The sequence below is a fragment of the Nostoc cycadae WK-1 genome, from assembly GCF_002897135.1.
Taxonomy (GTDB): Bacteria; Cyanobacteriota; Cyanobacteriia; order Cyanobacteriales; family Nostocaceae; genus Nostoc_B.
Genome location: NZ_DF978430.1, coordinates 287,302 through 300,007, shown reverse-complemented (window position 1 = coordinate 300,007; position 12,706 = coordinate 287,302). Strand labels below are relative to the sequence as shown.

Below are 12,706 nucleotides of genomic sequence, written 5' to 3'. Positions count from 1 at the left end.
GTGGTTATTTATTGTTTGCAACCAATGTTTTTATTTAAATCTCGGATATCTAATCTAACTCTGCGATCGTCATTACCACTAATAATTAAAATTTGATTTTTAACTACCTTAATATCCACGCTATTAAATCTTTGCCTTTCTGAACGTATAAGTTGACCAACTACCGAAGCTCGTTTACCTTTTGTAGTTAATGGCCATAACATCACTCGATTATCATCACCACCACTAACTAAATAACAACCATCTCGACTCAAAGCAACTGACCTAACAGCTTTACCACTGTGACCATCAGACCATTTATCTAAAACTTGACATTGACTGTTATTTTTAATTAGACATTGCTGCATATTCCATAAAGTAATTTGTCCCATATTATCTGCTGTTGCTAATAAACTTGGTTTATATTCTGCACTATCTACGCTGACAATATAATCATTTTGACTTCCAGGCGGACTATAGGGAACTTTCCATAGTTTGTTTTGGGAAAAATTCCAGATATCTAAGTTATTGTATCTGCCTACAATTACTAAATTTTGCTTATCTTGTCCAGCTAAAGCCAAACTATATACAGGAAAATTTACATTTATTGTCTTGATAGGTTCTTTTAAAGTTACTTCATCATTTAGAAGCGCACTATTAATATCCCATTGCAGAACTAAACCACTACCATGACCACTAAATAAAAAGTGTGAGTCTTGGCTAAATTCTAAACCTAAAACCCGGTCTGCTTTATCATACAAAAAAGTAACTTCTGGTTTTTTTGTACCACCTAGCACATCCCAAATTTGAATTTCGCCATTTTCTAAACCAGCAGCTACTACGTCATTATCTACAGGTTTATAGCGTACTACTCGAACAGATTTGCCTATATTTTTAGCCATTCTCCCATTATCTTGATTAACCAAAGGGTTAGTAAAACCAGCGAGATTCCATCTAATAATACTTTGGTCTTGAGAACTGCTAACAGCGCGATCGCCTACTCCATTAAACTGCACAAATGTCACAGCGCGACGATGTCCAAAAAATGGGTTATTGGGATTGAGCCATGATAAAAACCAGAGTATATATAACAGCAAAATTCCTAATCCCATCTGTAGACAAGGATGTAAAATAGGATGAAGAATTAGTTGTAAATATTGATTTTCGTTATTAATATTTACGCGGGTATCTGATACAATAGCCTTGATTTTAAATGCTAGTTTTTGCTGAAAACCTAACCACCTGCGCCGCTTACTGACTAATAGTTGTAAATTATTACTTTCTCCTGGGTTTAATTCTATAAATTCTGGTTGAACTTCCCAAAAACATTTACGCTTGCCTTCCGAGTCTTCTTTGACTTCAATACTTAACTTTTGAGTCAAATTACTATGATTTTGGCATTCAAGTTGGTAAGTTGCCGAATTAACTCTCAACTGGGGTAGCCAAGGACGAGATGCAGGTATGTGTTGTTTTTCTGGAGTGCATTGAAAGTCAATCAATCCGGCTGGATTAACATTAATTATGCCTTCTCGACTACTAGATGGAAGTCCATTAGTATAAGTAGCTTCAATAGTAAAAGGATAAGATCGACTGGGAACTTCTTCAGCAATTGGTAATTGACATAAAAACGAAGTTTCTGTTTTAGTTCCTGGCGCAACTGGTAATAGTTTTTCATCGCCATTAATAAACCATTGAAGCTTGAGTCCAATCGGTTTTAAAGAAACGGTTGCAGGTAATTGACTAGGATTAAAAACCCGCACAGGAATTTCAATTAATCCCTGTGGTTGAGTTGTAAATTCTCGTATTGGTAACTCAACCTGCATTGGTACAGCACCAACGCCTGCTTCAACTATTAACCGCAGTAATTGTCTATCTTCATCTCGCAATTCCAGCGAAAAAATTCGCACTATCAGGTTCATTTTGCCGATAAAACCGGCAATAGGTGTATTAGTAATTGTTACTGCAAATTTTGTACTATCCCCTGGCGGATTTTTAGCACTAACTGCTGGTGTAATTGTGTACCAATTAGACCCTAAACTTTCGCTACTACCAGCCGCAATTATTTCGATTTGAAAAGAAGCAAACTGATTACTTTCATTAACTACAGTCACTTCAAAAGAAGTTGGCGAACCACCTGGTTGAAAATTCAATACTTGAGTAGAAATTTTAGTATTAACTAGATTAACTGCCATAGAAAAAAGTAAAAAGTAAAAAGGTAAAAATCAAGAATTATTCTAATTTGTTGAAAATATTTTTTAAAGCATCAGGTTTAGTTGAGACAGGTGTAGCAGTTTGTTGTCTTAATTGCGTCATTCGCTTTCTATTCCAAGCAAAATTGAGAATATTAATGCCTAACTCTTGGGCGGTGCGAATCGTTTCTCGTGTTAAAGTTAACTTTTCATCTAATCCCCAAGCTATCGATAAATCACCAATAACTAAAACAATGCCACCTGCCACTAAAATTTGCAGAGGCTTTTGATTTATAGCTGGTAAAGCGGCAAATAAAAATGGCTGTGTCCGCAACAGATGGTACCTATCAAGTCGGCGTAAATCTTCTAAAGGTGTGGCTAAACTTTCCGTAATTTCTAAAATACTTTCTAATCTATCAACAGCATCGGTAGGGGATTCAACTAATAAAACCCCGCCACTATCTAGATAGCTTTTGAGATTAGCTAATTCTTGCACATTTAAAATTAATGGTTCACTTCCAGTAATAAATAGCAAATCATAATTAATTGCTATAGTTTGGTCTAAAAGCGGAAAATTTAAGCGGGTAATTTGTTCATCTCCTTGGAGAGTACAGGTCAGACTTTCGGTGTATCTTAATAAAGAAGCGAGATTTGCAAAACTATTACCTTCCTTAGTTTCCTGCGTATCAAGATGCGCCACCCGTACCACCACCGTAGGACGCGATCGCGCAATTTTTCGATAACGAAAATCTAAACTATTCAAACTAGGATAAAATACATCTTGGGGATTTTCTAAAGTTACTAATCCCGGTTGTAATAAAATTCGGCATAACTCCACCTCAAAAGTATCAGGTGGTGTCGTTTTTTCATCAATCCGAAAAGTTTCTGTTTCAAATTCACTTACCTGTTTGCGTTGTAAAGTATCTGGGTCTACATAACGCAAAACTAAATAAATTAATCTGGGTTTTTCTTCAGTAATATCAGCAGAGATATGAAAGTCGATCGGTTGCGGAACCACAATCGGATTCCCATTCACATCAATGGCAATTCCTGGCTGAATTTGTAACCATCGCCCATCGTTATATTGTGATGGTACATCCTTCGGCGCAGGAATCAAACTCACACCCAAACCCTGAACTATTCCCGGTTCATTGAGTGATTGATAATGAATATTTTGCCGTTGACGGTGATAATCATGCGATCGCTTCCACCGTTCAGCGTTAATCAATAAACCATCTTGAATTTGTAATCGTTCTAGGGGGTGAATTTCCATAATTGGGGGAGTAGGGAGTAGGGATATAGGGGGAAGAACCAATGACTAATGACCATTGACTAATGACTCATCTACATAAAGTTCGTAAGTACAAAATGCAGGTTTTTCTTGCTCAATAATGTGTCGCACTAATTGTTCATCTACCTGATTTGGGCGTTGGGGACGTAGGCGCACGATAAAATGATACGGACGACCGCCGCCAATCATTGCATCTTCACCCAGGCGCGTATTACCTAAAACAAAACCTTCACCGCGAATTTCTTCAATACAAATATGTTTATCAACTTCTCTTGTAATATGTTCATCTAAAGGTAAATCTGTATAAAGATGTATATATAAACGCAACCCTCTACGTGTTCCCCGCCAGCGATAAAGCTCAACCGCCGAACGAATTAAATAACGTTGTCGTTCAATAGTCCAACGACGGTCAATCGGCCAAGCTACCCAGTGCGCGAGAAAAGGTAACAATGTCTGCGGTGCAGTCATTGGGTCTAAATAAGCCCACAAAACATCCAGCGTTTGCACTGCTGGTTCAAAAGCCTGTTCAAAAATTTTCAAGAAGCGACCAATAAAATCAACTTCTCGATAAAGCGCGGGGACAAATTTTTGGTATAGACTGCGAGGACGAACATACAAATTCAACCCAGCTGTTTCAACTAACTGTCTACCAGTACCCTCCTCGGTGTAATTGACGTGAATGCGACTGTGATAATCCAACACCAAAGATTGACCAGTCGCCAACGCTGGATTTTCAAAGAAATCAGCGGGAAGTTGAAAATACAACACCACATCCATCCGCGATCGCGGCGCGAGTTCATACCCCTCCATCCCAATGCGACACCACTCAGCCGGGAAATTCCCCTCCAACCGCACATTTAACCGCAAAATTCGACTACCCAAGTTTTCTAGCTGCAAAACTATCTCACTCGGTTCCGGCGGATGAACAACCAAATCACACCCCGCGCGAATTGAGTGCTGAGTGCTGAGTGCTGAGTGCTGAGTGTTGAGTGCTGAGTGTGAAAAATCGGCTGCACTTGTACTCACTGCTAATGACTGTACCCCATCAGGTAATTGCATAGATGTGAGTTGTAGATGCAGGATTTGGTTAGTCATAAAAAAGTGTGGTTTTTATTCTTGTTTGTTTTTGTCAATAGATGCTCGAAGACCACCGATAATTCTGCCAACTTCTTGTGCTTGATTTAAAATTTGATTAAATTCGTGTGACTGGATGTATTGAACATCTAAAGCTACATAAAGTTGAGAACGTAATTCAGCACAAGAAGCTTTAGCCATTGAAAGAAACTGATGAAATTCTCTAGGTCTATTACGCTCAAATCCTTCAGCAATATTAGACATTATTGAGACTGATGCTCTTTGCATTTGTCCTGAAAGTCCATAATCTTTGCTAAAAGCTCCCTGTTGTGTAATTTGATAAATTGCTTTAGTCAAAACCCTAGCTTTTTGCCAAGCAATTAAATCCTCAAATCTTTCTACTTTACTCAACTGATTCACCTCCATAACTCAGCACTCAGCACTCAGCACTTACTTACTGAATTAAATTGACCACATGACCAGAACGCAACCGCGTATTTTGCCAAGAACAAATCAAACCCAACGCACCCGGATCAATCACTGGGTTTTGAGGAAGCGATCGCACCCAAGTTGAACCCACATAGCGCAGTTCAAACAGCTGCACTACCCCCAAATACCGCACCGCTGGAAATTGCTGAAACAAATTGACAATATCCGAAGGGTAAACAGGTCTACCAAACGGCCAGCCTCTCCCATCTTGTCCCCCCGTAATCGGATTCAAAAACCGATACAACGCCACCCGTAACTTACTGAGAATTTCTTGCTGGGCGGCGGGATGGTTGTATTCTGCTTCCAGCGCAACTTCTGTTTGCACAGCTACGCCCACATATTCCGGGGCTTGCAATTTGACCTGTATTCCTAGTAATCTCCGTTCATCTAAATAAGCAATAATTTGGTCACGCAATTGCGGGCTGAGGTTGAATAATTCCGGTTCGATACCTTCACCACGATGAATTGAATCTGTATTCGCCGCCGGAACAACCAATAATTTGATAGTTCCAGCTTCTTGCGTAGTTGTCGGTGGTAAGCACCGCACCCGCGTCACCGCACCACCGCCAGCCTGTAGCGTCAGCACTTCAAAATCTTCAGGAGTCACCGCGCGATCGCGAGTTCGCAGCATCGCCGGAACCCGAATTACCGCATCTTCCAAAGATTCTGCATCAGAACCGTTACGCGCTGGTGTATGGTTAATCAACCTCGCCACATAAGGAACCGCATTTTTCGCTACCGTAATCGTCCCCCGTTGCACATTACCCTTACGTCCTCCACCAGTGCGGTATGCAACCATGCGAATTACCGACCCACGCGGCGGAACAGCACCATATTGCCTTTCTAGTTCCTGAATGTTGGCAAAATTCCCCACCCCTCGCCTAAATTCCGTCTGTTGCTGGAGTTGGGCTGGTTCTCGAATCACCGGGCCAAACTGTACCGTCCCGGTGCGCGAATCGATGGTGTAGTGCAAATCTTGGGGGAGAGAATTAGCAAAATCGCTGACTTCATACCACCGTTGAGGGATTCCCCCAGGCGGCGAAATGATCAAATATTCATCTTCCCGACGGTTCAACACCGGAACACCCTGTAACTGAAAAGTCTGTCCCGGCGTACCGTCGCTTTCCCCTAAAATTTCATTGCGAATCAATTCACTTTGACTCGCACCCACAGTCCCGCCAATGGATCTAACAGCCAAACCAATCATGCGTGGCGCACTGCTATATCCTGGTTGATTGGGTTGGGGTGCGGTATAAACGCAACGCAGCCAGCGTCCTTGATAGGCGGTGAAAGTCGTCACAGGCCAGGACTGCGGTAAATGCAGGACGATATCTGCACCTTGTAGGGGATTAATCCCTTGGGACTGCAATTCGCTAAAACTAAAACCCTTAGTGCTGTCGTCCGATTCTTGCAGTAGTACCGCTTCCCATTCCACACCATTCCAAGCTTCCCAACGGCGCGGCGGAATGTCAGGGTTAATCCCCGTGGCGGTGGCGGCTTCTCCTTTTAATTGCAGTGCGAGAACATTCCCTTCGCACTGGGATTCCCCATCAATCACTAAATAAAAACTGTTTCCTGGTTGGGGTTGTTCTTCAAACAGTGCCAACTCTCTACCATACCACTCACCATCAGAGCGCATCGTCCATAAATTAGTAAAGCGATCGCGCAAAATTTCTGGTTTTTGATCAGCAGTGGGACAGGTGAGAAAGTGGCGAATTTGCGGTTTATCAATAATTAAAGGACGATCCGTAGTGAATGCGATCGCCTCTTCTGTTTCCGTGCGAATTGTCGCCACCTCCACCCCAGGCGGAATCGTGTAAGTGTCAGGTAAAGCCGCACTGAGATAAAAAGTAATATCCGCCACCGCAGGCGCAGGTGCTTGCAACCTCACACCCAATAACTCTAAAAAAGTAATGTAATTGCGCTTTGGTACTTCATTGAACCGCAGCAACATTTGGTCAGTTAACCAAGCAAATAGCTCAATTAACGTGATACCTGGGTCACTGGGGTTATAATTCGTCCATTCTGGACAATAGCGGGGAATTCGCAGAATACACTCATCAACTAAATCTTTAAAACTGCGATCGTCTAGATTAGACTTGGGTAACTTTGGTAAAAAATCAAATTCCACAATATTAATAAAAGTGTTGAGTAATATTAGTTAAAGTTTTGATCCCCCCTAGCCCCCCTTAAAAAGGGGGGGATTTTTCTTCAAGTCCCCCTTTTGAAGGGGGATTTAGGGGGATCTTCATTGACATATAAAACACACAAATGACCAATGACCAATGACAAATGACTACTGCCCATTCAAATAAAACGGAAATACTAAACTCCGCGAATCATGGCTATCTTTAGGATGATATTCAATAACAATATCTACACGACCTCGCAGCGGATCAGGGTCAGCACGCACCGCATCTAAAACAATGCGTGGTTCCCACATTTCCAAAGCTTCTTGGACGTGTAGACGCAAAAGTAATAAAGTTTGAGTGTTCATCGGTGCAAAAGTCAACTCCGACAACCGCGAACCAAAGTTAGGACGATAGACACGTTCACCCAACTCGGTACGCAAAATCAGCATCATCGACTCTTCAATATTGCGATCGGCCTTACTAAGTTGCAGACCTCCTTGGACATTCACCCGTAACGGAAACGACCAGCCTGCACCCAGGTGTTGATTTTGATTGAGTTCTGGCATGGTAGGTAAACAGTGATGAGCCGTCTACGCTACTTTATGCTGATCAACAAAACAAAAACCATTCGCCAAAAGTCGAGTTAACTTAAGCAGGAAAATTCAACCTATGTATATTTACTTAATCTACAAAAATCAATGAATCTACGGTGAATTGTCTGAAATTATTCATTTATAATCGAGTTGCATCGCATATTATTTAAAATTTTAATTTTCAAAAATTAAAGCTGATACCTAACAATATGGTAATTATCTGATGATGGATTTACTAACAATTAGTGACAAATGACCATCAATTAGGTATAAAAAACTGATGCTTTAGCAAAATCAGCAATAAAATCAGGATGAGAGCCGATGATTAAAAGCAATTTAAGCAGTCTGATTGTTAAAAAGGATGTCTTAGCTCTTTTAAATGATTTTGCCAAAGCAACAGATAGCCAGTTCACAATAGAAGATATAGAAGGTCAAATACTCTTCGGTACAGCAGTAGATATTTCAGCGATCGCCTATCCTATAGAGTTCTCTGGTGAACTTATTGGTCGGGTACATAGTTCACAACAAGCCGCAGGAGTTGTGGCAATACTAATCTATGCACTCAAGCAAGAGTCTGAGAAGAAAAATCTCGCCCATGAACTACTAGAAAGATATCAAGAAATTGACTTACTCCATGATATTTCAATTCAAGTAACTGCCAGTCTTAATCTCCGGCAAGTTTCTCGATTGCTCATACAAGAAGCTGGTCAATTAATTCCCTCAACTGGTGGGGCTATTTTACTGTTAAACAAAAAAACAAATATTTTTGAGACTTTGGCTGAAATTGGTGCCAATAGCTATCTTCAGCACCCGATAAAATTAGGCGAAGGAATTATCGGTGATATAGTTCAAATGGGCAGAGGCGAAATTATTAACAATATTGTATCTTATCCTCGATTTCTTGGGGAACACAAACAATTTAATTCGTTGATTTGTGTCCCATTAAATGTCGAAGAACGGGTAGTTGGAGCAATTATTATTGGCAGCGAAACTGCAATTAATTATACAAATAGAGACTTAAAACTATTAAGCATCTTAGCAATGCAAGCAGGCGTTGCAATTGAAAAAGCCCTGCTTTATGAGCAAAGTTGTGAAGCTGCTAAAATTGCTCAAATCCAAGCTCAACAACTGCAAACTACACTTCATGAATTACAACAAACACAAGCACAGTTAATTCAAAGTGAAAAAATGTCAAGTTTGGGGCAATTAGTTGCTGGAATTGCCCATGAAATTAATAATCCAGTCAACTTTATCAGCGGTAATATTAGCCATGCTCAACAGTATGTTGATGATTTATTGCGCTTAGTGCATATTTACCAAGATAATTGCGAATACATCCCAGCAATTCACGACCTCACCGAAGAAATTGATCTAGACTTTCTCTCGAAAGATTTGCCGAAACTGATAGGTTCAATGAGTTTAGGAATCAAACGTGTCCGTGAGATTGTTGTATCTTTACGCAACTTTTCACGCACAGAACAAGCACAGATGACAGTAGCAGATATTCATGAAGGCATTGATAGTACCCTGCTAATTTTGAACAATCGCTTAAAGACCAGCTGTGGCAAATTAGGAATTGAAGTCATTAAAAATTATGACGTACTGCCTTTAGTTGAGTGCTATCCCAGCCAACTAAATCAGGTATTTATGAATATTATTGCTAATGCGATCGATGCCTTAGACGGTCAAGAAAAAGAGGGGATTATTACTATTAGTACCTCATTAGAAAATGGCAAAATATTGACAAATTCTCCATATATAGTCGTTCGGATTCAAGATAATGGTTCAGGAATGAGCCAAGATGTGCGCGATCGCCTTTTTGAACCTTTCTTCACTACAAAACCCATTGGTAAAGGCACAGGATTAGGAATGCCCATCTGTCGCAAAATTATCGAAAAGCATAATGGTAAAATAGAATGCTTCTCTGAACCCGGACAAGGCACAACTTTCTGCATTCAAATACCCATCACTGCTCGCAAGAATGCTGATTTACCAAAAAAAATGCTGAATAAAGGTTCTTTTACCTTTCAACCACCAATTAACACCGTCGGCGCACCTATACCCACAACCGTAGTCAACGGCACACCAGTTACAGTATTCACACCAGCTACCTGAGATGTGACTCGCGCCGCAGGTCTACCACCAATCAAGACGGTAAAAGAACCCATCACAATACTGCCAGTCACTACAGGCCCCGCTACTAAATCGCCAACACAAGCTGCGGGTAAACCTGCAATTAAAACATTAGGCACACCAGGCGCAGTAATCGGATCGCCTGTGACAGTTAAATCGGTTAATCGTGCTGCTGGAAACATAAGTTTTTTAGGGAGTGGAAGAAGAGGTAGGGGGCAGGGGGCAAGGGGGAAAAGAACAAATGACTATTGACCAAATTAACAATTCAACCGAATTACCCCACCTAAAATGCCGACGGAAGCTGCACCGTTGATACTGACCGCAGCGCCAGCATTGACGCTGACCGAACTACCAGAATTAGCGGAAATTGCGCCACCAGCATTAGCACTCAAAGAACCTCCAGCTTGCACACTGATGGAACTACCAGATTGGATACTCAATGTTCCAGTAGTTCGCATAGTAATACCGCTGGGTGTGAGTTCGATACTCGTACCCCCTACAGTTAAGGTAATTTTTTGCGTTGCAGTTAAAGCAATTTCTCCACCGTTGACACTAATTTTCTTCGCTGTCCCGGTTGTCCCAGATTTAACTGTAATGTCACCTGTGGAAGTCAAACTAATAGTTTTATTACTATCATCACAGCGAAATTTGTGTCCGCCAGTAGTTTCTAACTCGGCAAATTTCTCGCTGTCATTCATTCGCAAATTATGACCATCTACTGTTTGCAGATATGCGCCTTTTTTAGTCGTGCTTTTGTCTTCTTCAACAAATTGGAGTTTATGTCCAACACGGGTTTTAAAAGTTCTTAGGCGCACTTTCCCGCCAACAACAGTATCCGCCACTGCTTCTGGTGGTGCATCTGTGCCATTCCACACACCACCAATCACATAAGGACGGTGAATATCTCCGTGTTCAAAGGCTACTAAAACTTCGTCGTTAATTTCTGGTAAACAGTCCAAACCCCGACCTATACCTGCACCTACACTCACAACTCTTGCCCAATTGCTTTCATGTTCTTCAGTTAATGTCGGAAACTTCACCCGCACACGACCCCAACCTTTCGGGTCGTTGTTATTACTAACCACACCCACTAAAAGAGTTTGTCCTGGTTGCAGATGTTTTTGGGGTGACAGAGTTGCTAACAAGTCTCCAGAACGCAAACCACGGACACTAAACTCTGTGACAAATTTTCGCTCATGGAACAGATGGCGAGTTTCCGTAACGTAATAGCTACCACTGTAACTGCCCATATCTGTCAACTTAATTACTTTACCCGGTCTGATTTCGGGATTTCCTTCACCCTTTGCATCAGCTGCAACAAATTCACCGCCTAGTTCATTACACAAAGCTTGGGCAATTTTCTGGGATTCAGCGGCACTAAACACAGGCTGATCTACCACAATCATTTTCGGACTGATGCTGAATTTTGTGCTAGTTGAACTGCCTTTACCGTTATCTGTGCTAGTAATTACTTGTTCTGTAGAGGCTGTAGAAATAATAGGCTTCTTTGTAGTGTAGTCCCACCCCCGCACTTCCACAGAACTGACTTGTTCCGCACTACTAACACGAACCCGAAAACTATGGATATCTTCTAACCATTTGAGCGATAAAGATTGGTCTTGTGCGGGTTGGCGAAAGTTTAATTTGCTATCTTGCACATACAACTCAAAGCCGAGACGGGCTGCTCTTTCCCGCAGAAATTCCATATTGGTCTGATTTTCTTGAAAGACGTAATCATGAACAATACTGGTAGAAGTAACTGTACCTGCTGTAATGCCTGCTTCCTTAATAACTTGATTCACAACATCGCTATCGGTGACATTTTGAAAGGAGCGATTATATCGCCCTCGATGCAAGCGATGAGAAATATCATAGCCACGAATCACGATAGGAGCTTGAGAACCACTGGTGAACTCAGTTTCTATGGCTGTAACTTCCCCTTCTAATACGTAACCTTGCTCTGCATCTTCAAAATCTACGTTTTGCGTCGTGCTAGAAATAAAACCGAGTTTAATTTTTTTACCAATAGCAAATAACTTTTGATGTTTCCACGTTTCCTCTGCTGTCAATCCTGGAAAGTAATCATTGCGAATTACTAAAGTAAACATTCCTGGTAGATGTAGACTTTCTTCTACTGTGATTTGCAAAATATCATTCAGCAAATCAGCAGAAGCAGGAGTGCCATCAATTTGCAATAGTGGCTCAGGTATGTAAAGGACAGGCATACACATTGGCAAGAGGAGGTTGCCTCTAGCCTAATGAATATGGGGCATTACAGACTATTCCCCAAAGGTCGAATTAACTCCGGCTACTTCTGCTGTCACCAGTCCGGTTTACACTGCTAGATGTACCCATGCCTGGCTGAGAAATTGATTCATCAACTTCTTCTAGAGTGAGGTTAACTTTAGCACGTACTGGTGTACCGTCGGGCAGAAATAAAGTCAGGCTGTAGTTGAGAGATTGGACAAAACAGCGTAAATATTGCTGATCACCCCAGGTAAATATATACACTGGTGGGCGTTTTTCTTTACCTGCGCCAGCTTCGGCAAAGTTAACTGCTTTTTCAAATTTTTTGAGATGGGTGAGAACGCTAGAACCATCTTCGTAGGTATCAAATATGATGTTACTAATACTGAGTCTGCATGGTTCTGGGTAAGCAAAACTAACTTTTGGTAAGCCTCTTCCGGTACGCGCACCACTGCTTTTGGTCAAGTTAATTTGCTGCGAGAAGTCTAACTGACTGGGGTTAAACATGAATTCGATATCTGGCGCAGCTTGTTCTGTGGCGATGAGTTTTGCTTTGACTAAACGAGTTGTCATAGTTGG

The 12,706-nt window shown here is 41.3% G+C and carries 10 protein-coding genes; 1 reads left to right on the top strand and 9 read right to left on the bottom strand.

Going from position 1 to position 12,706, the window contains the following annotated elements:
- Nucleotides 1-8: 8 nt before the first annotated feature.
- The 6 genes from NCWK1_RS16405 to NCWK1_RS16380 all read right to left on the bottom strand — a co-directional run bounded on the left by NCWK1_RS16405 (nt 9) and on the right by NCWK1_RS16380 (nt 7,720).
- Nucleotides 9-2,171 carry a WD40 repeat domain-containing protein gene (locus NCWK1_RS16405; RefSeq protein ID WP_103125436.1) on the bottom strand — a complete coding sequence of 721 codons (2,163 nt, stop codon included), beginning with the start codon at nt 2,169-2,171 and terminating at the stop codon, nt 9-11.
- Between the two features lie 37 nt (nt 2,172-2,208).
- Nucleotides 2,209-3,441 carry a DUF4159 domain-containing protein gene (locus tag NCWK1_RS16400; RefSeq protein ID WP_103125435.1) on the bottom strand — a complete coding sequence of 411 codons (1,233 nt, stop codon included), beginning with the start codon at nt 3,439-3,441 and terminating at the stop codon, nt 2,209-2,211.
- A gap of 45 nt (nt 3,442-3,486) precedes the next feature.
- Entirely contained in the window at nt 3,487-4,554 is a 1,068-nt protein-coding gene (locus NCWK1_RS16395) for a phage tail protein (RefSeq protein ID WP_103125434.1), read from the bottom strand.
- A 15-nt stretch (nt 4,555-4,569) separates the two neighbouring features.
- A complete protein-coding gene (locus NCWK1_RS16390; protein ID WP_245894916.1) occupies nt 4,570-4,953 on the bottom strand; it encodes a four helix bundle protein in 384 nt (127 codons plus the stop codon).
- A gap of 34 nt (nt 4,954-4,987) precedes the next feature.
- Nucleotides 4,988-7,153, bottom strand: a complete 2,166-nt coding sequence (locus NCWK1_RS16385; protein ID WP_103125432.1) for a putative baseplate assembly protein — start codon at nt 7,151-7,153, stop codon at nt 4,988-4,990.
- Between the two features lie 165 nt (nt 7,154-7,318).
- Nucleotides 7,319-7,720 carry a GPW/gp25 family protein gene (locus NCWK1_RS16380; protein WP_096577022.1) on the bottom strand — a complete coding sequence of 134 codons (402 nt, stop codon included), beginning with the start codon at nt 7,718-7,720 and terminating at the stop codon, nt 7,319-7,321.
- A gap of 348 nt (nt 7,721-8,068) precedes the next feature.
- Between NCWK1_RS16380 and NCWK1_RS16375 the strand changes: the two genes are divergently transcribed.
- Entirely contained in the window at nt 8,069-9,862 is a 1,794-nt protein-coding gene (locus NCWK1_RS16375; protein WP_103125431.1) for a GAF domain-containing sensor histidine kinase, read from the top strand.
- On the opposite strand, the gene NCWK1_RS16370 is transcribed toward NCWK1_RS16375, so the two are convergent.
- The 3 genes from NCWK1_RS16370 to NCWK1_RS16360 all read right to left on the bottom strand — a co-directional run bounded on the left by NCWK1_RS16370 (nt 9,775) and on the right by NCWK1_RS16360 (nt 12,700).
- Nucleotides 9,775-10,062, bottom strand: a complete 288-nt coding sequence (locus NCWK1_RS16370) for a PAAR domain-containing protein (RefSeq protein ID WP_015114470.1) — start codon at nt 10,060-10,062, stop codon at nt 9,775-9,777. The two genes, NCWK1_RS16375 and NCWK1_RS16370, sit on opposite strands and share 88 nt — an antisense overlap.
- 75 nt (nt 10,063-10,137) lie before the next feature.
- Nucleotides 10,138-12,105 carry a VgrG-related protein gene (locus NCWK1_RS16365; RefSeq protein WP_103125430.1) on the bottom strand — a complete coding sequence of 656 codons (1,968 nt, stop codon included), beginning with the start codon at nt 12,103-12,105 and terminating at the stop codon, nt 10,138-10,140.
- A 73-nt stretch (nt 12,106-12,178) separates the two neighbouring features.
- Nucleotides 12,179-12,700 (bottom strand): CIS tube protein, encoded by a 522-nt coding sequence (locus NCWK1_RS16360; RefSeq protein ID WP_096577016.1) that lies wholly within the window; start codon nt 12,698-12,700, stop codon nt 12,179-12,181.
- Between the last annotated feature and the right edge of the window lie 6 nt (nt 12,701-12,706).